Raw genomic sequence first — 19,860 nt, 5'->3', positions numbered from 1 at the left:
CCGCCCCGATGAGTTCCGCCGCTGATCCCGGTGAGCCACGCTATTCCCGCGACGAGCTCATCGCCGAGCTGGGAGTCTCGCCGGAGTACGCCGAGAGGCTGTGGAACGCCTTCGGTTTCGCGCATCGGACCACGACCGACAAGATCTTCACCGCCGACGAGGTCGACGCCTTGCGGCTGTTCGCCAGTTCCGAGGAGACCCTGCCGGAGCAGGCCCAGATCGCCACCGCTCGGGCGATCGGACAAACGATGTCGCGGCTGACCGAATGGCAGGCCGACCAGATCCTGGATCTCGATCGCAATCCGGACGTCCCGTGGACCCGCGAGCAGATGATCGGCGCCATCGACGTCATCCAGCGGTTGATCTGGCGACGTCACCTCAAGATCGCGCTCGAACGCGACGTCGCCCGCGACTCCGACGAGAAGCACGACCTCGTGGTCGGTTTCGCCGACATCGTCGGCTACACAAGCCTGTCGCGGCGCATCGGGATGGGCGAGCTCGAAGATCTACTCGAGAACTTCGAGGAGCGCACCTTCGACATCGTCACCGACCGCGGCGGTCACGTCATCAAAACCCTCGGCGACGCGGTGATGTTCAGCTTCGACGACAGTGCCGAGGCCGCCGCCGCGGCGCTCGCGATCCAGCGACTCAGTGACGACGGACCGATTCCACCCCTACGGGTCGGGCTCGCCCGCGGTGCCGTCCTGAGCCGGCTCGGCGACCTCTTCGGTGAACCGGTCAACATCGCTGCCCGCCTGTGTGGTTCGGCCCGGCCGGGTACCGTCCTGGTCGACGAGGCCCTTGCCGCCGACCTCACCGACGCCGAACCCTTTCACCTGCGGTCGATCTCACCACTGTCGGTGCGGGGGTATCGCAAACTGCGGGCCAAGGTCCTCGAGGCCAACAAGTACTACGAGGGTGATCCGGCAGCGCCGTAGACCGAGACCTCGGTGGCCTTCACGCTCAGCACGACGTCGGTGCCCGGACTCAGATCGAGGTCGACGACCGACGCCCAGGTCACCTCGGCCCCGATCCGGTGCTCGCCGCATCGAGTGCGGACCAACGCCCGATCACCCTGCGGTATCACGTCTTCCACGACTCCGTGCCAACTGTTGCGCGGACTGCCCTGCGGGTCTCGGAGATACACCGCCACCGCGCGCGGCGAGAAGGCCGCCGCCGCCCGACCGGCGGCTGCGGATTCGACCACGGTACCGACCACCCGGATGCCGTCGTCGGCGACAACGGTGCCGGCGTCACGCAACTGCCCGACGATCAGGTTCGTCCCGGCCAGCGACGCCGTGAACGCCGATTCGGGCCGGGTGAGCACCGAGGTGGTGGGGCCGGTCTGCACGATGCGGGCGTCGTCGATCACCGCGATCCGATCGGCGAGGCTGACCACGTCGATCAGATCGTGGGTGACCAGCACCGTCATCCCGGCACGGTCGGCGAGGAGATGACGCATCAGCGAACGCATCTGTTGGGCCACATCGACATCGAGCGCGGCGAACGGCTCGTCGAGCAACAGCACCTCGGGTTCGGTGGCCAGCGCACGCGCGATCGCAACCCGCTGCGCCTGCCCACCGGACAGCCCCGACGGCATGCGGTCGGCGAGGTCGGCCACCCCGACCGCGTCGAGCCAGCGCTGTGCCCGATTCCGGATGTCCTTGCGCGACAACCCGGCCGCCGCCGGGCCGAATTCGACGTTGCGCCGCACCGACAGATGACCGAACAGTCTGGCCTTCTGCTCGAGCAACACCACCGATCGACGGTGTGGTTCGACAAAGGTCCGGTCGCCCTGCAGAATTCGCGATCCGACCGCGACCCTGGAGTCGGGGGTGCGACGCAGGCCCGCCACGATCGACAGCAAGGTCGACTTCCCGGCTCCGTTCGGGCCGATGATGCCGAGGGTGTCGCCGGGCGCGACCTCGATATCGGCGACCAGATCGGGGACAGTGCACCGCACCGATGCTCGAAAACCCTGCTGCTCCAGCGAATTCATCGCCATACCGGTCACGCCGCCACCACGGTCGAGCGTCGCAGGTGGACACCGACGACGATCACCAGGGCCACGACCATCAACACCAGGGCGAGCGGCAACGCCTGACTCGGGTCGTTGATCGCGTCGAGGTAGATCTTGAGCGGTGCGGTCTGCGTGGTTCCGGGAAGGTTCCCGGCGAAGGTGATGGTGGCACCGAACTCGCCGAGTGCACGGGCGAATGCCAGGACCCCACCGGCCAGCAGCGCCGGACGCGCCATGGGCAGCGTCACCCGCCACAGGGTGCGCGTCGGTGACGCACCGAGAGTCGCCGCGATCCGCTCGAACCCCTGATCACCACTGCGCAACGCGCCCTCCACGCTGAGCACCAGAAAGGGCAGTGCCACAAAGGTTTGCGCGATCACCACCGCCGGAGTGGTGAAGGCCAGCGTGATGCCGACGCGGTCGAGGTACTGTCCGACGAGACCGTATCGACCGAGCGCATAGAGCAAGGCCACTCCCCCGACCACCGGCGGCAACACCAGCGGGAGCAGAACCAGTGCGCGGACGACCCGGACGACGACGCCGTCGTAGCGGGCGAACACGATGGCCATCGGCACCCCGAGTACCACGCAGACCACGGTGGACACCACCGCGGTGACCACCCCCAACCGCAGTGCCGCAACGGAATCCGGTGAGGTCACCGAGGAGACGAAGATCCCCCACGGCATCCGCACGATGATCGCCAGGGGCCCGATGAGGATCAGCGCCACCCCCAGCAGGGCGGGCAGATGAATCCATCGGGGAACGCGGCGCATCCGGAGATCGGCGAGGGTCAGTTCGGCGCGGCGAAACCGGCGTCGGTGAGGATCTTCTGACCGGTCTCGCCGAGCACGAAGCTCATGAAATCGGTTGCCTGCTGCTGATGTTTGCTCGCCTTGAGCGTCGCGATCGGATAGTTGTTGACGACCTTGCCGAAGGCTGCGTCGTCGACCACCGTCACCTTGCCGGGCACCGTCTTCGCGTCGGTGACGTAGACCAGTCCGGCGTCGGCCTCACCGGAGGTGACCTTGGTGAGTACCGCGGTCACCGACGACTCCTCGCTCACCGGCTTGACGTCGACGCCGGTATTGCGTTCGACCTCGGCGGTGGCCGCACCACAGGGCACCTCGACGGCGCACACCACGGTGCGGATCGACGGATCGGACAGGCTCGCGAAATCCCGCACCTGCTTGGGATTTCCGTTCGCGGTCACGATCACCAGGGTGTTGCGGGCGAAGACCTGCGGCGCGTTCACGAGACCGCCGAGCTTGCCCATGGTCGGTTCGTCGGCGGTCGCGATGACATCGGCGGAGGCACCCTGCTTGATCTGATTCACCAGCGCCGACGACCCGGCGAAGTTCAGCGTGACATCGACGTCGGAATGCTGCTTCTCATAGGCGGTCTCGATCTCGGTGAACGTCTTCTTCAGCGACGCCGCCGCGTAGACCGTCAGCGGGGTCTTGTCGTTGTCGTCGGAAGAACAACCCGCCGCGAGGCCGGTGATGAGCGCTGCGGCGCTCGCCAGGCACGCCAAGCGGGTCACACGTCGAACCGTGGTCATCTGTACTCCTTGTCGGGGTTACGGGAGATATCGGGATCGCTCACTGAACGACGGGTCACAAATCCGCGGCGGCACGTTCGACGATGACGGTGGTTGCCTTGACCACCGCGGTCGCCACGACACCTGGCTCGAGTTCGAGTTCGCGGGCCGCCTCGGCGCTCATCAGCGAGGTCACGGCGAACGGCCCGCATTGCAGACCCACCTTGGCCATCACCCCGTCCATCTCGACATCGGTGACCAATCCGGTGAACCGGTTGCGCGCCGAGGTCAGCATCGGCGATGTCGCGGCATCGGCGTGGGCGCGTTCGACGGCGATCTCGGCCAGGCGCGCACCGTCGACCGTCGTGACCCCGCCGGCCGACCCGGCAGCGTTGTCGGTGCTCGCGGGTAACGTTCCGGCCGCAATCCATCGCCGCACGGTGTCGTCGCTGACTCCCAGCAGAAGCGCCGCATCACGGATCCGGATCGAGGGCATGGCACGTAGCTTATCCGCAGAATCGGAGAGATCGTCGCTCACCAGCCGTATTCGCGGTATTCGACGTGTGTTTGCTCGTTCACCGATGAATTGCGCATGCGCTCGCGGTCCATACCTGCGAGCACTGCCGGCGCCGAGAAAATCGCTGGCCAACCCACCCGTTCCGTCTACTAGCGTGGAGAACCATGACCGCAGCACCCTCCTCAGGAGCCGCATTCGGCGACCATCCCGCGATCGAAGCCGTCGATCTGGTCAAGACCTTCGGCGACTTCACCGCCGTCGACGGCGTGTCGTTCTCCGTGGCCCCGGGATCGGTTCTCGGGCTGCTCGGCCCCAACGGCGCCGGCAAGACGACGATCGTGCGCATGATGACGACGCTGTCCACCCCGACCAGTGGCACCGCGCGCATCGCCGGTCACGACGTCATCGCCGAACCCGACGCGGTGCGCCGGAACATGGGGTTGACCGGGCAGGCCGCCACCGTGGATGAGATCCTCACCGGTCGCGAGAATCTCAAGATGATCGGCGGGCTCTACGGCATCGGCCGTCGCGACCTCGCCCGGCGCGGCGACGAACTCCTCGAACAGTTCTCGTTGACCGATGCCGCCGACAAACAGGTCCGCTCGTACTCGGGTGGTATGCGCCGACGACTCGACCTGGCCGTGAGCCTCCTGGCCGCACCACCGGTGCTGTTCCTCGACGAACCGACCACCGGCCTCGATCCGCGCAGCCGCAACGAACTGTGGGACGTGTTGCGCGAGTTGGTGAAGTCCGGAACCACCTTGTTGCTGACCACCCAGTACCTGGAGGAAGCCGATCAGCTCGCCGACGACATCGTCGTCATCGACCGCGGCGCGATCATCGCCCACGGCACCCCGCTGCAGCTGAAACAACAGGCAGGCGCGGCCAGCGTGGTGATCACCGTCTCCGACGACGCCGACCTCCCGCAAGCACGGGACCTGCTGTCGCGCAGCGGCAACGAGGTCTTCGTCGACGAGAACGCGCGGACCGTCACCACCGCTGCCGCGGGATTGTCGGATCTGACGCGCATCGCCGGCTGGTTCGACGACTCACAGATCGCCGTCGACGACCTCGGCCTGGTCCGTCCGAGCCTCGACGACGTCTTCCTCTCCCTCACCGGCCATCGCGCCGAAGACGCCCCTGCCGACGACGAGTCGGCCAACGAAGGAGCAGCATGACCACCACGAGTGCCTCCACCACCGCGACCGCCCGTACCGACCGGCCTGCGGTACACCAGACGAACCTGGCGCAGCAGTCCTGGATCATGGTGCGCCGCAATCTCATCCATACCCGACGCATGCCGAGATGCTATCGGATGTGACGATTCAGCCGATCATGTTCGTGGTGCTGTTCGCCTTCGTCTTCGGTCCGGCGATCAGCCTCGGCGTACCCGGGGTGAGCTACAAGGAATATCTGTTGCCCGGCATCATGGGACAGACGATCGTGTTCACCGCGTTCATCGTCGCCACCGGGATCACCGCCGACCTGGAGAAGGGCATCGTCGACCGCTTCCGGTCGTTGCCCATCCGTCGGTCCTCGGTGCTGGTCGGACGCAGCATCGCCAGCCTCATCCACTCCTCGATCGGCATCGTCGTGATGGCCCTGACCGGGCTGATCATCGGCTGGCGGATCACCACCTCGGTCGCCGAGGGCGCGTTGGGTTTCGCGCTGGTGCTGCTCTTCGGTTTCGGGATGATCTGGTTCGGTGTGCTGATCGGTTCGTGGCTGCGCAGTGTCGAGGCCGTCAACGGGTTCATGTTCTCGATCCTGTTCCCGATCACCTTCGTCTCCAACGCCTTCGTGCCCACGCAGAACATGCAGTCGTGGCTGCGGGCGATCGCCGAATGGAACCCGATGTCGGCGCTGGTTCAGGCGATGCGCGTGCTCTGGGGCAACGGCCCCGACGCCGCGGCCGACGCCGCCTGGCCGCTGCGTCATCCCGAACTGGCAACGCTCATCTGGGCGATCATCTTGACCGCGATCTTCTCCCCGTTCGCATTGCGCAACTACGCCAAGCGCACGGCCGACTGACCCGGCAGGGAGCACCCCGCCGCCGATGGTCGACGTGCTTACCACCGGTTCGAGACCCCCTGCGCCGACGCCGATTCCGAACCAGCACCAGCCGACGGCGGCCTCGAGGCCCCTCGCCACAGGGGGTCGTCACACCTCGACCATCGAGAAGCGTGCACCCATCCCGATGGTCGATGCGCTTGCCCCGATGGTCGAGGTGCGTAGGAGCGATAGCGACGAAGCCTCGAGACCCCCCTGCGCCAAGACTGTTTCCGACCTACTCCGTGACCGCGAGCGCGGCGAGCGGATCGCTGTAGACGGCGTCGAGGGAGACCGCACCGGCTGCCTGCTGCTGGACCGTCGTGCCCGAATGCGAGACGCGGACATCGCGATTGGGCACCACCGAGGTCTCCCGCAGCGATCCGGCGACGACGGGCAGGGTCGTCGGGTAGTCGGTGAAGGCCTGCCCACCGAGGATCACGTGATCGGGGTTGAAGATGTCGGCGATCAGTGCCACCGTACGGCCGAGCACCTGGGCTCGCTCCTCGAGCAGGGCGCGGGCGGTCGCGTCACCGCTGCGGGCCAGAGCCAGCACCCCCTCGATGTCGTTGACCGGCAGATTCAGCGACTGCGCCGCCTCGACGACACCCGTATCCGACACGGTGGGCTCGAGCCGACCGGTCCGGTTCGGGTCGAGCAGCGTGGTACCCGACGCAGGGAAGTGCCCGATCACCGGCGGCCCTCCGGCAGGGGTGTGCACGGTGCCGTCGACGCTGAAGGCGATCCCGACCATCTCGCGGGCGTAGAAGTACAGGAAGCTCGACCGCTGATCGGCGTCGGAACCGCTGGGGTTCACGACGAGCTCGGCGGCGGCCATGGCCTCCACATGCGACGCCACCGACACCGGCAGCCCCACCGACTCGGCGATGACCTGCCCGACCGGAGCGTTCTCCCAACCCAGGCGTGGGTGGTCGACGAATCCGCCCGGCGACACCCGACCGCCGACGGCGACGCCGGCCCAGAGGACGCGACGAGTGGTCCAGCGGCCGAGAAAGCGTTGGGCGCTCTCGCCGATTGCGGCGAGGGTCTGTTCCGGGGTGTCGGCGATCGGGGTGGGGATCTGGATCGCGCCGACCACGCGGTGGAGCAGATCATGCGTGGTGATGGAGGTGACCTTGTAACCGATGTGGATGCCCAGGGTCAGGAACGTCGAGACGTTGAGTTCGAAGGGCAGTCGCGGCCGCCCGATGGCGCCGGCCGGTGCGAGATCGGCGCGTTCACGCAGCAGTCCGGCCTTGAGCAGTGCGCCGACCTGGCGGTTGACCGTCGAGATGGACAGTCCGGTGAGTTCGGCGGCTTCGTCCCGGAACACCGGGCCCGAGAGTCGGGCGGTACGCAGCACCAGCGCCGAGGGCTTGGTGGAGAGTTCGAGTTGCGGGGTCGCTACGTGGATGCCTCGACCCCCCTTGCGCAGCGCCCGCGTATCGACCCGGGCGGAACCACCGGGGATCGGACGGGGCCGGACGACGCGCGGCGAGGCGGGCGACGGAACGGTGGTGCGGGTGCGGTGGTCGATCGTTGCGGTCATGAGTGAATGTGTCCTCGTGAATGTGCCACAGGCTGCCATCGGCGTCCAACGGTCGAGTGTCTCGACGGGGGCTGCGGCGCCGAGGCTTTCAGCACCGCGAATGGCGTTGTTGTGGGAAGGGTTGTCAAAGAGGCGAAGGAGATCGCGGGCGTCGGGAAAGGACGCTGAGAGACTCGGCGATCAGGACATTCGACAACAACACAGGACACGAGCGAACGGCAGACGACAACCCAGGGCGGTGATCATGTAGGTCACCTCCGGGATGCGTCTGTTCTCGCTGCACGTCATGGACCTCAAGCTAGCAATCGGCGCGCCGCATCCGCAAGCGCGCACGTGCACACGTCACACCTGGCAACACGCGCCCTGACCTGCACACATGGGCGCTCACCGGCGATGATAGGCCGACCGTGGTGCGTCGACCCGGGTTTGACGCACGCCGCACAAAAGTCGCCGGGGCCGCCACCGGGTCGTGAGTCTGTCAATCGCCTGGAAGCTGTCGGGGGGCCGTCGTAGCCTTGTCTGCATGTCCGTCACCCCCGCCACTCCTCCGGCGACGACTCTGTCCTCCGGCCCCTCCGACGCCGAGTTCCTGGCGGCCACCGAGCCCTTCCGCCGCGAGATCATCGCCCACTGTTACCGCATGATGGGGTCGCATCACGACGCCGAGGATCTCACCCAGGAAACCTATCTACGCGCGTGGCGCGGGTATGCGAAGTTCGACCGGCGCGCGTCGGTCCGCACCTGGCTGCACAAGATCGCCACCAACACCTGCTTGACGGCGCTGGGCAGCAGCCAGCGTCGCCCGCTGCCGTCCGGACTCGGCGGCGACGCGTACGACCCCACCGACACCCTCACCCAGGACCACGAGGTCCCCTGGCTCGAGCCGTACGCCGGCACCGTCGACGAGATCACGCCGGGCGACGACGCCGACCCCGCCTATGTCGTCGGCGCACGCGAATCCATTCGTCTCGCGTTCATCGCCGCCCTGCAGCACTTGCCCGAGCGTCAGCGCGCCGTTCTGATCCTGCGGGATGTGTTGCAGTGGAAGGCAGCCGAGGTCGCCGACACCATCGGCGTCACCACCGCCACCGTCAACAGTCTGCTTCAGCGCGCTCGGGAGCAGCTGAAAAATGTTCGCACCGAAGAGGATTCGGTATCCACACTCGATGACGACGCGAAGCGCGAGTTACTGGCCAAGTACGTGTCGGCCTTCGAACGCTACGACGTCGACGCCATCGTCGACATGTTCACCGATTCGTCGATCTGGGAGATGCCGCCGTTCACCGGTTGGTATCTCGGCGGCGAAGCCATCGGCACGCTCATCCGCGGCAATTGCCCTGCCGAGAAGGCAGGCGATCAGATCCTGCTGCCCACCATCGCCAACGGGCAGCCGGCCTTCGGTTTGTACATGCGCGAGCCCGACGGCGTCCATCGTCCGTTCCAACTGCAGGTTCTCGAGTTGGACCCCGAAGCCCGTGCGGTCGCCCACGTGGTCGCCTTCTTCAGCGAGACCATGGAGCAGGACTTCGCCCGCTTCGGGCTCCCGGCCACCCCGTATGAAGCTCCTGCCGCGGCCGGCCCCAGCGCGTATCACCAGCCGGACTGAGTCACCCACCCGTCACGCGATGTTCTCCGACGCCACTCCATCTCGCCGCGGGCGCCCGCGACCCTTCGCCCGGTACATGGCCTGATCGGCCTGTTCGACCAGCTCGTCGAACAGGTTGGCCGACAACGGCTCTGCTGCGGTGGCGATTCCGGTCGACACCGTGATCGACGGGTCCGGGAACGCACTGATCGCGCGGGCGGCGGCCCGGGCGCATGCCCGGAACCGGTGGTCACCGACCCGGCCGATGACCACGAATTCGTCGCCACCGACGCGCGCGATGAGTGCCTCGGGACCGAAGACCTCGGTGAGTACGTCAGCCACCCGGGTGAGCGCGGCGTCGCCGGCACCGTGCCCGAAGGTGTCGTTGACGTGTTTGAAGTCGTCGACGTCGACCAACATCACGCCGCACGCCTCACCGGAGACCGGGTGCACCACGGACTCGGCGTCGAGACGTGCCAGATGGTCGACGAGGCCACGCCGGTTGGCGACGCCGGTCAACGGATCGCACAGTGAGTCGTCGGCGTTGGTACGCATCACCCAGTATGCGAACTGCACGACCGGCAGGCCCGCACACACCATCATCTCCCCCAACGCCTTCGGCATCCCGACCCCGACGAGCACGGCGATACCCTGCTCCCGGCCCAGCAAGATCAGCAGGACCACGAGCACCACGCCCGTGACGGTGAGGTGGACGGCCTGCACGCTCGGGGTGGAGAACAGTGCCACCACGATGCCGAGGACGGCGAAGAACGAGATGCCGGCGATACCGGTGATGCGGTCGGAGTGTTGCAGACAGGCGGCGCCGATGGTGATGTCCCCGACGATGACCAGCCCGACGATCTCGCGCTGGTTGGGCCATGGCCCCAGCCAGCGCAGCGCCCACAGCACCCCCACCGCCACGCAGATCCACATGACCAACCGGCTGCTCGAGTAGGCCAATTGCGCGCCCACGATCGCATTGAACAGCACCGCCAGAGCCATCACCAGCCCGCCGAGGGCACAGCAGTGCGCCAGGAATCGTCCCCACCCGCGCCGCGCGCAGAACTCGCGTAGCCACCGGCCCTCGTCGCCGGAGCGTGACCATTCGCGAATGAGGTCACGAACCGGCCGGCGACCGACTCCACTCGGTTGTTGCCCTGCGTGCGACTCGCCTGTATGCGACTTGCCTGTGCGCGTCTTCTCCACCTCACAGTCCTCCCCACCGCATCCGGTGCCCGGAACGGACCATCGCGATTCACTGAAACAAATAATCGCATTCGGCAGGCGCAACGTTACTGCCGAGTCAGCTATCGGTCATTCACTTCGCCAACCCGGCTCGCCGGCGATCTGCGCGCCGTCCATCCACACGAACTCCCAGGCGTGCCCGTCGGGGTCGCAGAAACTGCGGGCATACATGAAGCCGAGGTCGTCGGCGGCACGCAGCGGCGTGGCCCCGGCGTCGAACGCCGCGTCGGCGCATCGGTCCACCTCGGTCCGAGACGACGCCGACAACGCCAGAACTGCCTCCCGCCCGGCTCGCAGATCAGCCACCGGCGACGACGCGTAGCCGCAGAAACGGTTGCGGCGGTGCATGATCACCATCGTCTGCTGGTTCACCGACATGCACAGGGTGGACCGATCGCAGAACATCTCGTCGAAGACGAATCCGAGCCGGCCGAAGAACTCGCGCGATCGCGACACGTCGGCGACGGGCAGATTGACGAACATCATCGGCGCCACCACCCACCGCCCGGTCCGGAGCTGCGCCGTCCGCGCCGTCCGGAGAAGGGTGTCGGGGGATCGCAGCTGTGCATCGTCACCAAGGACTGACCCGTCGGCACCCGCGAAGTCATCGGCAGAGGTCATGCCCACCCTCGAGGTCACCGACGTCGAGGCCCCCAATAGGCTCGGTTCATGGGTGTCATCTATCTGGTGCGGCACGGTCAGGCCGACCCGCAGGCGTACGGGATCGTCGGGTCGCAGGACTCGAGCGCCTCCGGTGAGGTCGGCGGACTCACCCCCACCGGGATCGTGCAGGCCGGTCTCACCGGCGATCTCCTGGCCGCGCAGACCGCGCGGATCACCACGGCCATCTGCGGCGATCTGCCGCGTCAGCGCGACACCCTCGCCGGGGTGCTGAGCCGCTTCGACGACGCCCCCGAGGCGGTGATCGACCCGCGCTGGAACGAATACGCGCTGCCGGCGCTGGTCGGCGAGGCGAGCGCGGCCGAGTTCGCCGACGGTCGCAACTATCAGAAACGGCTCGACGATTCGCTGTCGGCCTGGATCGATCGCGACGACACCCCGGATGCCGCGCACGACGGTAGCGGCGAGACCTACCGCGCCTTCCGCGAACGCGTGGACGCCGCCGGACACGACGCCGCCGCGCACGCGGGCAGCGGCCAGACGGTGCTGGTGGTGTCCTCGGCGGGCGTGATCGCCCAGTGGATCGCCGACCTGTGGGATGTGCCCTCGCAGCGGTGGCCCGCGGTGGCGCGCGCCATGATCAACGCGTCGGTGACCAAGCTGATCGTCGGACGCCGCGGCGTCTCGGTCGTCTCGTTCAACGAGCACACCCACCTCGACGACCGTGACGGTGGTGTCGCGACCTTCCGGTAGGGCCTACGCCCGGGTGCTCACCCGACGTATCGCAGCCCCGCCGCGATGAACTCCGCCGTCGCCTCCGAGGCCTTCTCTGCGCCGGCCTCCGGGGAGGCCCCGGCCCGGGCGCGATGGCTGATGCCCTCGGCGATCACACCGAGTTTGAGACTCGCCAGCGCGAGGTAGAAGTCCCAGTCCCCCAGGTCGTTTCCGGTCGCGGTCACATAGCGCTGGGCGATCTCGGCGGCCGACGGGTACCGCGGACTGGTCCAGGCGGCGTCGAATCCGAGAACGGTGTCGAAGACCGGTTCCCGGTAGATGCACATCAGGGCGACGTCGGTGATCGGGTCGCCGAGCGTCGACATCTCCCAATCCACCACCGCGGCAACCTTTCCGGGGTCGGTGGCGTCGAGGATGGTGTTGTCGACGCGGTAGTCGCCGTGCACGATGGTCGCGCGGGCGTCCTGTGGGACGCGGTCGGCGAGGATGCCACACAGCCGCTCCACGTCGGGCAGCTCTCGGGTCTTGACGATGCCCCACTGACGCGCCCACAGTTTCACCTGGCGACCGGCAAAGCCTGCGGGGCGGCCGAATTCGCCGAGGCCGACCGTCTCGTAGTCGACGGCGTGCAGCGCCGCGAGGGTGGCGACGAGCCCGTCGAGATTGCGGTCGACCTCCGTATCGGAGAGCGCGTCGAGTTCTGCGGCGGTCCGGATGACGGTTCCGTCGATGAATTCGACGACGGTGCACGGCGCACCGAGGATCGCACCGTCGGCGTCGAAGGCGACGGTCGGCGCCACCGGCACATCGGTGGCACCGAGCGCGCTGGTCACCGTCCACTCCCGGGCCATGTCGTGCGCGGACGGCGTGAGGCCTCCGGTGGGTGGTCGGCGGGCGATCCACTTCTTCACCCCGTCGGTGACCGAGAAGGTCAGGTTGGACTTGCCGCCGCTGACCAGATCGATCTGCAGATCACCGGCGACGTCGACATCGTTGTCCTCCAGGAACTTTCGCAGAACCGCGGGATCGAGGACGCTCCGGGGATCGAATGCGGCGCTCACTGGGCGGCCTCCGCGGCCGCTGCGGCCTTGCGGGCACGCCCGATGGTGCGACGGGCGATCGCCCACCGGTGCACCTCGGATGGTCCGTCGTAGACCCGGAAGGGCCGCAACTCGTTCTGCAGGCGGGCCAGCGGCAGGTCGTCGGAGACGCCGGTGCCACCGCACATCTGGATGGAGCGGTCGGCGATCCGGGTGAATGCCTCGGCGGCAAAGGTTTTCGCGATCGAGGTCTCGTTGGACGCGTGGCCTCCGCGATCGAGTTCGGCGCACGCCTTGACCAGGAGCGCGCGGGCGGCCGCGAGGTCGATCTCGTTGTCGGCGACCATCTGCTGGATCATGCCGAGATCGGCGAGTTTGCCGCCGAAACCCTCACGGCGCGAAACGTAGTCGACCGCGACGTCCTGACAACGCACCGCCGAACCCATCCAGCGCATCACGTGGGTCATGCGGGCCGGGCCGAGCCGCACCTGGGCGTAGCGGTATCCCTCGTCGACCTCACCGAGTACGTCGGCATCGGGGACGAAGACATCGGTGAACCGGACCTCGCAGTGACCGCCGACCATCGACCGGTCGGTGGTGTGGATGTGACGGCCCACGGCGATGCCCTCGCGGTCGGCGGGGGCGAGGAACATCGTCGCACCGCCCCGGTCGCCGGGCGAGCCCGCGGTGCGCGCCATGATGATGAAGAACCCGGCGCCGTCGGCCCCGGTGATGAATCGCTTCTCGCCGTTGATCTTCCAGCCGCCGTCAACCTTGGTCGCAATGGTGGCGAGGGCGTTGGGGTCCGAGCCGGCACCGGGCGACGGCTCGCTCATCGCGAACGCCGAGCGCACATCACCGGCAGCCAGGGGTGCGAGGTAGGTGTGGCGCTGTTCCTCGCTCGCGATGTGGGCGAGCATGTGCACGTTGCCCTCGTCGGGCGCCCCGATGTGCAGCGCCACCGGACCGAAGGTCGAATAACCGGCCGCCTCGAACACCGGAGCGCGGTCGGACATGTCGAGCCCCAGCCCGCCGAATTCGACCGGCGCGTGAGGCGCGAAGATGCCCTCGGCCTTGGCCTTGGCGTTCATCTCCCGGCGGATCTCGTCGCCGCCCGCGGCCTCGATGTCGCCGCCGAAGCGCTCCTCGATCGGCAGCACATACTCCTTGATGAAGCGGGAGGTCTTGGTGACCAGATCCTCGACGTCGGCGCCGTAACTCAGGTCAATGGGCATTCGGTCTCCTCAACTGAAGCCCGATCAGCCCATGCCGACCGAGCGTTCGCTCTGTCGAGACCACACCTTGCCATCCCACCGGTCGTGGGTCAAGCGCTCGGCTCAGCCCCGACGGTAGCCGACGATCTGGCGGGCGAGAACCAGGTTCCGGCGGATCAATTCGTCGGCACCGAGTTCTCCGTCGAGCTTGAACCAGGTCGACACCCCGACACACATGGTCGCCACCGCACGCGCGGCATCCTTGGGGTACTCGGTCTCGAAGTCGCCCGCCTCCACCCCGGCGAAGACGATCTCGTCGACCATGTGCTGTTGTCGGTCCCGATGCCCGATGTAGGTGGGCTTGTACGAGTCGTCGAGGCTGCGGATCTCGGTGGACCCGACGAAGGCCTGTTCACGGCGATACATGTGGAAACGCAACAGCGACTCGACGACGGCGTCGAAGCGTCTCACCGGCTCCGGCCCCGCCTCGCGGATCGCCTGCTCGGAGCGGGCCAGCAGATCGGTCATGGTGCGCTCGAGCAACCCCTGCAGCAACGACTGCTTGGACGGGTAGTGGTGATACAGCCCGGGTACCGACAGGCCCGCGCGCGCGGCGATCTCCCGGACCGAGGTGCCGTGATAGCCGTGCTCGGCGAATGCGGCCAGCGCGGCGGCCAGCGGCACCGGCAGCTCGGCCTCGCCGTAATCGCGCCACGACGACGTGGTCTGCACGGCCTCCGACGCGTGCGCTCCCTCGGGACCATCCGACCGGGAATCCGCTGTCGCCTCCTCGACCCCTGTGTCACCCACTCCGTCGCTCATGGCTCCAACATATCGTCACCACCGTCGGTGACCGCACCCACCAGCGACATCATCAGCCGCACGCTCAGCGCGACGAGCTCGTCGCGACCCAGCGGGATCTCGTCGTCGAGCCACGTGGAGACGAGGCGACCGAGCCCCCCGACCTGGAATTGGGCGGCAGCGATGGCCGCCGGACCGACCTCCGTCGCGAGCGCATCGGAGGCGGCGTGCAGGGTCAACATCGCGAACAGCCCGGTGGATTCGTTGCGTTTGGCGGCCACGACCGGCGACAGCAGGGACGGTGAGAACAGCAACTGCCCCTTGCGGCGGTCGGCGTCGACGATGTCGACGATCGCACCGACGGCACCGGAGACCTTTCCGGCCACGCCGACCCCGGCGGCGAAGGCGGTCAGCGCCGCCTCCGAGATCTCCTCGATCACCCGGTCGAACGTGGCCGCGACCAGCGCGTCTGCCGATTCGAAACTCTCGTAGAAGTAGCGCGGGTTGAGCCCGGACGCCCGGCAGATACCGCGCACCGTGACCGCCCCCTCGGCGTCGAGGAGTTCCAGCGTCGCGTCCATCAGCGCCTCGCGGCGACGGGAGATCCGCTCGTCGCCGTCGACACCCCCGTAGGAACGCAGCGGTGCACCGGCGGCCTGCGGGTCGGCGCGCACGGCATCCGATTCGGCCTGCGGTGTCGCATCGCGCGGGGAGCCGTCGGTCACGGCTCCCATCTTGTCATCCTCCCTTGACATCTTTCGGCGAGAACAGGTTCAATCAATCGGGAAACATCCGTTACCAGATTGGCGCGATTCGAGGGGTCTCGCGCACATCCGGTCCGATCGGAGGTCGGAACATGACCACACAAGACGCCGCGGCACTCGGCAATTCACCACTCCCGCACGACAGTGCCCTCGAGGCCAACCTCGCCGCACCCGCCCCGGACACCGAATTCCTGCCGCGCGCGGCGCGTATGTCGCGGGCCGAGCTCGACGCCCTGCCCGCGGCGAACATGGAGATGCTGGGCATCGCCACGCTGGCCGGTCCGGCCAACGTGATCATGCAGCTGGCACTACCGGCCGTCGGCTACGGCGTGTACGAGAGCCGGGTGGATTCGGGCAACCTGTTCAAGCACCCGGTCAAGCGCACCCGCACCACGCTCGCCTATCTCGCGGTGGCGGCCAGCGGCGACCCCAAGGTGCGCAAGGCCTATCGCCGCGCGGTCGGGCGCTCGCATGCCAAGGTGCGCTCCACACCCGAGAGTCCGGTGGAGTACAACGCCTTCGATCCCGAACTGCAGCTATGGGTGGCGGCCTGCCTCTACAAGGGGTGGGAGGACGTGCAGCGCATCTTCGGTGACCCCGACGCGATCACCGAACAGGCCTACCAGGCCGGCGCCGTCATGGGCACCACCCTGCAGATGCCACGAGAGATGTGGCCGGCGACCCGCGCCGACTTCGACGACTACTGGAACGGCATGATCGATCGGCTCGAGATCGACCCGGTCATCCGCGATCACCTCATGTCGATCGCTCGCATGGAGTTCGCCCACCCGATCGTCTCGCGGCTGTTCGGGTGGCATTCGGAGATCTTCACCCTCGGCTTCTTGCCCGAGGGCTTCCGCGCCGCCATGGGCATCGAGATGAAGCCGTGGCAGCAGCGATTCTTCGACACGCACAACGCAATTGCCCGCGCGATCATCATGCGCCTGCCGAAGCCGTTGCGCGCCTTCCCGTTCAACCTGCTGCTCGCCGACGTGAAGTGGCGGATGCGGACCAAGCGCCCGCTGGTCTGAGGTCGCAGGCGGGGTCAGATCCGTCGCAGCGCGTCGGTGTTCACCTCGTCGACCGAGGTGACACCGGCCAGCCCGAGCGTGAGATCCAGCTCGGCGATGATGTTGGCCACCACGTCCCGGGCACCGTCGGCGCCGTCGATCGCCAACCCGTACATGTGCGGGCGACCGATGCACACCGCGTCGGCGCCGAGTGCCAGCGCCTTGAACACGTCTGCGCCGGTGTAGATCCCGGAGTCGATGAGGACCTTGCACCGCCCGTCGACGACCGGTGCGATGTCGGTGAGCGCGTCCAGTGAGCTGATCTCGCCGTCGATCTGGCGGCCACCGTGATTGGACACGATGATGCCGTCCACCCCCGCGTCGACGGCAGCGCGGGCGTCGTCGGGATGCAGTACTCCCTTGAGGACGATCGGCAGCGACGTCCGCTCGCGCAGCGAGGCGATCTCGGTCCAGCTCAGCGACGGACGCGAGTAGATGTCGAGGAAGGTCTGCACACCCACGCGCGGCTCGGGCCGGATCAGGTTGCGCAGCAACGTTCCCGGCGTGTTGCGGGCAATGGAGAACAGGGTCTTGAGGGCGCCGAGCGAGATCTCGGGTTTTTCGCCGGGCGCACCCGCGGCGCGACCGGCGACGATCTCGGTGAACCGCGGGTCGGAGGTGTACTGGGCGATGCCCTCACCCTTGGCGAAGGGCAGCGAACCGAGGTTGAGATCCTGGGGTCGCCATCCGAGCATCGTGGTGTCGAGGGTGACGGCGACGGCCTGGGCGCCGGCGTTCTCGGCGCGGCGCAGCAGCGAGTCGACGAGATCGTCGTCGGTGGACCAATACAGCTGAAACCAGCGTGGCGCACCGGATTTCACACCATCCATCTCGGCGGCCACCCGTTCCATCGGCGCACTGCCCTGATTGGAGAAGATGTAGGGCACACCGAGTTCGGCGGCCGCGTGCCCGATGTGGACGTCGGCGTCACGCATGGCCAGCCCACCCGCTCCCACCGGCGCGAACAGGATCGGCGCGGGCAACCGGGCACCGAACAATTCCGTCTCGAGGCTGCGCTGCGACACATCGCGCAGCACACGCGGCACGATCGCCCACCGATCCAGGGCCGCCCGGTTGGCCGCCATCGTCCGCCCCTCCCCCGCACCGCCGGCGATGTAGGCCCACGCCCGCTCCGACATTGCCTTGCGGGCACGACGCTCGAGTTCGGCGAAGTCGGTGGGCACCGTGGGGCGCCGATCGTGAATGCCTGCGGTGTAGATGTCGTTCTGGCGGATGCGTCCCCACCCCGGCGTGGTCATCGCGACCTCCTCGTGTCGGCAGCCCGTGCGACATCCATCGTCGGGCATCGCAGTCGAAGATACGCACCGCTCACCCGGCGAGGCTGTGTGCGGTCCGGCCGTGGGCGAGCACGCGCTTGCGCGCCACGAGCCCCTGCACCCCGAGGCTGATGCCGAGGAACACCAGGATCGTCGCGCTCTCGAGCCCGCCGAGGCTGCCCCGTGGCTCGCCGAAAACCGTGGGGCCGAACACCGCGATGGCGAGGTGGGCGCCGATGGCGACGAACCACAGCGCGATGGTCACCGCATTGCCCCGTCGCACCATCACCCCCGCGGCGTTGCGGTAGATGTGCATCGTGTGCCCGCGCGGAACGGCGATGAGCGCGGCCACCACGAACCCGAGCAGCGTCGAGACGACCTCACCGACCGTCAACCGCGGTGCGTGTTGGAGGTAGTTCACGGAGCTGATGACGCCGATCACCAGCAGGATCACCGGGAGTTTGAGCGGGTTGTCCTTGATCGGCCGTTCGGTGAGTTGGCGGTAGAAGATGTAGCCGAGGACGATGACGCCGACAACGATGGGCAGAGCTGTGTTTGTGGACATGCCTTCACTCTCGCCAACTCTCGCGACGAGGTCGTCCACCCCGGGGTGGATGCCGGGTTGATCCTTGCGCGTGCGACTCCGCGAGCGGGCACACCCTCGATACGGTGAGTCGTGCCCAGCATTGCGCGTGTTCTCAACCCCGGGCGGGCGAGCCCCGACATCCTCGCGGTGCGGTACGCGGTCTGCGCGCTGGTGATCGCCTCGGCGGTACTCGACACGACGTCGGTGCCACCGTGGCGCGTGGCGCCTGGATGGATCGCCACCGCGGTTCTCGTGGTCTGCCTGGTGCGTGGGGGCATGCAACCCACGACCGCGCCGCGCTTTCTCTCCTCCACCTCACTCGGCGACTCGGCGATCGTCATCGGTGCCGCCGTCGTCGTCGGCGTCGCCTTCGCCGGCGGCGCGACCGTGTGGATTCCCCAACTCGGCGTGGCCGCGTCCGCGCTTGCACCCGTTGCCCTCCCCGTCACCGCCGCCCTGGCCGCCGTCCCGATGCTCGCGCTGACGGTCCACTGGTCACAACTACATCAATCCGGGTGGACGCTGGTGATCAATCTGATGGTCGCCGTGGTGGTGTTCGGATGGGTGCATCTTCGGCGCTACCGGCGTGAGGTCGCCGAAGTCGCTGCAGCACAACAGGAGATCATCGATTCCGAGCGCGCGCGTGCCGTCGATGCGGAGAACCGTCGGATACTCGCCGCCCAACTCCACGACGTGCTCGCCCACACCTTGTCCGGGTTGATCATCACCCTGCAGGGTGCCGCGCTCGTCGCCCGACGCGAGGGTGTTTCGGCCGACCTCGCCGAAAAGCTGGACACCGCAACGACCTTGGCGAAGGACGGCCTGGGTGAGGCACGAGAAGCGGTCCGATCGTTGCGCGACGGACCCGCGGCGAGCGCCGCACCGTTGAGCGCCTGGCTGGAACCGACCCTGAAACGCCTCGGTACCGCAACCGAATTGCAGGTGACGGTCGCGGGTTCGCCCGACGATCTCGACGCCGGATGGACCGCGATCGCCCGATCGGTGGTGATGGAGGGGCTGACCAACTCGTTACGCCACGCCGCGGGCGCACCGGTGCGCATCGAGTTCGGGGCCGAGGGCCTCCGGATGCTCTCCGTCGGCGATCCCGACGGGTTCACCGATCGCGAACACGACAGCGGCAGATACGGTTTGGCCGGTCTCGCCGAACGGGTCGCGGCGGCCGGCGGTAGGCTGACCCACGGCCCGTGCGAGGAAGGATTCGAGCTCATCATGACGGTGACGACGTGACG

19 protein-coding genes and 1 pseudogene are annotated in these 19,860 nt (G+C 67.8%); 7 read left to right on the top strand and 13 right to left on the bottom strand.

Annotation, left to right across the window (positions count from 1 at the left end):
• Positions 1-8 precede the first annotated feature (8 nt).
• Positions 9-938, top strand: coding sequence for an adenylate/guanylate cyclase domain-containing protein (locus GOPIP_RS09230; protein ID WP_006369374.1), 930 nt, complete (start codon positions 9-11; stop codon positions 936-938).
• Here GOPIP_RS09230 and GOPIP_RS09225 read toward each other — a convergent pair.
• From GOPIP_RS09225 to GOPIP_RS09210, 4 genes are read right to left on the bottom strand one after another with little or no spacing between them, the layout of a single operon-like run.
• Positions 911-2,014, bottom strand: coding sequence for a sulfate/molybdate ABC transporter ATP-binding protein (locus tag GOPIP_RS09225; protein ID WP_020172601.1), 1,104 nt, complete (start codon positions 2,012-2,014; stop codon positions 911-913). The genes GOPIP_RS09230 and GOPIP_RS09225 overlap by 28 nt on opposite strands.
• Positions 2,011-2,793 carry an ABC transporter permease gene (locus GOPIP_RS09220; RefSeq protein ID WP_006369372.1) on the bottom strand — a complete coding sequence of 261 codons (783 nt, stop codon included), beginning with the start codon at positions 2,791-2,793 and terminating at the stop codon, positions 2,011-2,013. The genes GOPIP_RS09225 and GOPIP_RS09220 overlap by 4 nt, the downstream gene beginning before the upstream one ends.
• Before the next feature lie 17 nt (positions 2,794-2,810).
• A complete protein-coding gene (gene modA, locus GOPIP_RS09215; RefSeq protein WP_006369371.1) occupies positions 2,811-3,578 on the bottom strand; it encodes a molybdate ABC transporter substrate-binding protein in 768 nt (255 codons plus the stop codon).
• A gap of 55 nt (positions 3,579-3,633) precedes the next feature.
• On the bottom strand, positions 3,634-4,053 hold the full coding sequence (locus GOPIP_RS09210; protein ID WP_006369370.1) for a TOBE domain-containing protein: 420 nt from the start codon (positions 4,051-4,053) through the stop codon (positions 3,634-3,636).
• 185 nt (positions 4,054-4,238) lie between these two features.
• Here GOPIP_RS09210 and GOPIP_RS09205 point away from each other — a divergent pair, with 185 nt between their 5' ends.
• Both GOPIP_RS09205 and GOPIP_RS09200 read left to right on the top strand, forming a co-directional pair.
• Positions 4,239-5,252, top strand: a complete 1,014-nt coding sequence (locus tag GOPIP_RS09205; protein WP_006369369.1) for an ATP-binding cassette domain-containing protein — start codon at positions 4,239-4,241, stop codon at positions 5,250-5,252.
• Positions 5,249-6,105: pseudogene (locus GOPIP_RS09200) on the top strand (ABC transporter permease). Before GOPIP_RS09205 ends, GOPIP_RS09200 begins: the two are co-directional and overlap by 4 nt.
• Before the next feature lie 256 nt (positions 6,106-6,361).
• On the opposite strand, the gene GOPIP_RS09195 reads toward GOPIP_RS09200, so the two are convergent.
• A complete protein-coding gene (locus GOPIP_RS09195) occupies positions 6,362-7,672 on the bottom strand; it encodes an ROK family protein (protein WP_006369367.1) in 1,311 nt (436 codons plus the stop codon).
• Between the two features lie 523 nt (positions 7,673-8,195).
• On the opposite strand from GOPIP_RS09195, the gene GOPIP_RS09190 reads away from it, so the two are divergent.
• The gene (locus GOPIP_RS09190; RefSeq protein ID WP_006369366.1) at positions 8,196-9,278 is read left to right on the top strand and encodes a sigma-70 family RNA polymerase sigma factor; all 1,083 of its coding nucleotides are present in this window, start codon (positions 8,196-8,198) and stop codon (positions 9,276-9,278) included.
• A gap of 12 nt (positions 9,279-9,290) precedes the next feature.
• Here the strand turns inward: GOPIP_RS09190 and GOPIP_RS09185 are convergent, their stop codons facing one another.
• Both GOPIP_RS09185 and GOPIP_RS09180 read right to left on the bottom strand, forming a co-directional pair.
• The gene (locus GOPIP_RS09185; protein WP_006369365.1) at positions 9,291-10,463 is read right to left on the bottom strand and encodes a GGDEF domain-containing protein; all 1,173 of its coding nucleotides are present in this window, start codon (positions 10,461-10,463) and stop codon (positions 9,291-9,293) included.
• Between the two features lie 108 nt (positions 10,464-10,571).
• On the bottom strand, positions 10,572-10,988 hold the full coding sequence (locus GOPIP_RS09180; protein ID WP_006369364.1) for a VOC family protein: 417 nt from the start codon (positions 10,986-10,988) through the stop codon (positions 10,572-10,574).
• Positions 10,989-11,171: 183 nt separating this feature from the next.
• Here GOPIP_RS09180 and GOPIP_RS09175 point away from each other — a divergent pair, with 183 nt between their 5' ends.
• Positions 11,172-11,876, top strand: coding sequence for a histidine phosphatase family protein (locus tag GOPIP_RS09175; protein WP_006369363.1), 705 nt, complete (start codon positions 11,172-11,174; stop codon positions 11,874-11,876).
• 17 nt (positions 11,877-11,893) lie between these two features.
• Here the strand turns inward: GOPIP_RS09175 and GOPIP_RS09170 are convergent, their stop codons facing one another.
• The 4 genes from GOPIP_RS09170 to GOPIP_RS09155 form a co-directional block, all read right to left on the bottom strand.
• On the bottom strand, positions 11,894-12,919 hold the full coding sequence (locus tag GOPIP_RS09170) for a phosphotransferase family protein (protein WP_006369362.1): 1,026 nt from the start codon (positions 12,917-12,919) through the stop codon (positions 11,894-11,896).
• Positions 12,916-14,133 (bottom strand): acyl-CoA dehydrogenase family protein, encoded by a 1,218-nt coding sequence (locus tag GOPIP_RS09165; RefSeq protein ID WP_006369361.1) that lies wholly within the window; start codon positions 14,131-14,133, stop codon positions 12,916-12,918. Before GOPIP_RS09165 ends, GOPIP_RS09170 begins: the two co-directional genes overlap by 4 nt.
• Positions 14,134-14,235: 102 nt before the next feature.
• On the bottom strand, positions 14,236-14,934 hold the full coding sequence (locus tag GOPIP_RS09160) for a TetR/AcrR family transcriptional regulator (protein ID WP_006369360.1): 699 nt from the start codon (positions 14,932-14,934) through the stop codon (positions 14,236-14,238).
• A complete protein-coding gene (locus GOPIP_RS09155) occupies positions 14,931-15,647 on the bottom strand; it encodes a TetR/AcrR family transcriptional regulator (RefSeq protein WP_006369359.1) in 717 nt (238 codons plus the stop codon). The genes GOPIP_RS09160 and GOPIP_RS09155 overlap by 4 nt, the downstream gene beginning before the upstream one ends.
• Positions 15,648-15,769: 122 nt before the next feature.
• Here GOPIP_RS09155 and GOPIP_RS09150 point away from each other — a divergent pair, with 122 nt between their 5' ends.
• Positions 15,770-16,708: an oxygenase MpaB family protein gene (locus tag GOPIP_RS09150; protein WP_006369358.1), complete on the top strand. Its 939-nt coding sequence runs from the start codon at positions 15,770-15,772 to the stop codon at positions 16,706-16,708.
• A gap of 14 nt (positions 16,709-16,722) precedes the next feature.
• Here the strand turns inward: GOPIP_RS09150 and GOPIP_RS09145 are convergent, their stop codons facing one another.
• Together GOPIP_RS09145 and GOPIP_RS09140 are read right to left on the bottom strand one after the other, a co-directional pair.
• Complete coding sequence (locus GOPIP_RS09145; RefSeq protein ID WP_006369357.1) at positions 16,723-18,006, bottom strand: alpha-hydroxy-acid oxidizing protein; 1,284 nt, start codon at positions 18,004-18,006, stop codon at positions 16,723-16,725.
• A 70-nt stretch (positions 18,007-18,076) separates the two neighbouring features.
• Positions 18,077-18,589, bottom strand: a complete 513-nt coding sequence (locus tag GOPIP_RS09140) for a hypothetical protein (RefSeq protein ID WP_006369356.1) — start codon at positions 18,587-18,589, stop codon at positions 18,077-18,079.
• A gap of 111 nt (positions 18,590-18,700) precedes the next feature.
• On the opposite strand from GOPIP_RS09140, the gene GOPIP_RS09135 reads away from it, so the two are divergent.
• Positions 18,701-19,858, top strand: a complete 1,158-nt coding sequence (locus GOPIP_RS09135; protein WP_006369355.1) for a sensor histidine kinase — start codon at positions 18,701-18,703, stop codon at positions 19,856-19,858.
• The last annotated feature ends 2 nt before the right edge of the window (positions 19,859-19,860 follow it).

Origin of the sequence: Gordonia polyisoprenivorans NBRC 16320 = JCM 10675 (assembly GCF_000241325.1) — a bacterium.
In the GTDB taxonomy this organism is placed as follows: domain Bacteria; phylum Actinomycetota; class Actinomycetes; order Mycobacteriales; family Mycobacteriaceae; genus Gordonia; species Gordonia polyisoprenivorans.
This window is presented reverse-complemented; position numbering and strand designations above follow the sequence as displayed.

Excerpts from the sequence above, each read along its gene's own strand:
- GOPIP_RS09230 (WP_006369374.1), top strand. The coding sequence starts at position 9 with ATGAGTTCCGCCGCTGATCCCGGTGAGCCACGCTATTCCCGCGACGAG.
- GOPIP_RS09220 (WP_006369372.1), bottom strand. The coding sequence starts at position 2,793 with ATGCGCCGCGTTCCCCGATGGATTCATCTGCCCGCCCTGCTGGGGGTG.
- modA (WP_006369371.1), bottom strand. The coding sequence starts at position 3,578 with ATGACCACGGTTCGACGTGTGACCCGCTTGGCGTGCCTGGCGAGCGCC.
- GOPIP_RS09210 (WP_006369370.1), bottom strand. The coding sequence starts at position 4,053 with ATGCCCTCGATCCGGATCCGTGATGCGGCGCTTCTGCTGGGAGTCAGC.
- GOPIP_RS09205 (WP_006369369.1), top strand. The coding sequence starts at position 4,239 with ATGACCGCAGCACCCTCCTCAGGAGCCGCATTCGGCGACCATCCCGCG.
- GOPIP_RS09195 (WP_006369367.1), bottom strand. The coding sequence starts at position 7,672 with ATGACCGCAACGATCGACCACCGCACCCGCACCACCGTTCCGTCGCCC.
- GOPIP_RS09190 (WP_006369366.1), top strand. The coding sequence starts at position 8,196 with ATGTCCGTCACCCCCGCCACTCCTCCGGCGACGACTCTGTCCTCCGGC.
- GOPIP_RS09180 (WP_006369364.1), bottom strand. The coding sequence starts at position 10,988 with ATGATGTTCGTCAATCTGCCCGTCGCCGACGTGTCGCGATCGCGCGAG.
- GOPIP_RS09175 (WP_006369363.1), top strand. The coding sequence starts at position 11,172 with ATGGGTGTCATCTATCTGGTGCGGCACGGTCAGGCCGACCCGCAGGCG.
- GOPIP_RS09165 (WP_006369361.1), bottom strand. The coding sequence starts at position 14,133 with ATGCCCATTGACCTGAGTTACGGCGCCGACGTCGAGGATCTGGTCACC.
- GOPIP_RS09160 (WP_006369360.1), bottom strand. The coding sequence starts at position 14,934 with ATGAGCGACGGAGTGGGTGACACAGGGGTCGAGGAGGCGACAGCGGAT.
- GOPIP_RS09155 (WP_006369359.1), bottom strand. The coding sequence starts at position 15,647 with ATGGGAGCCGTGACCGACGGCTCCCCGCGCGATGCGACACCGCAGGCC.
- GOPIP_RS09150 (WP_006369358.1), top strand. The coding sequence starts at position 15,770 with ATGACCACACAAGACGCCGCGGCACTCGGCAATTCACCACTCCCGCAC.
- GOPIP_RS09145 (WP_006369357.1), bottom strand. The coding sequence starts at position 18,006 with ATGACCACGCCGGGGTGGGGACGCATCCGCCAGAACGACATCTACACC.
- GOPIP_RS09140 (WP_006369356.1), bottom strand. The coding sequence starts at position 18,589 with ATGTCCACAAACACAGCTCTGCCCATCGTTGTCGGCGTCATCGTCCTC.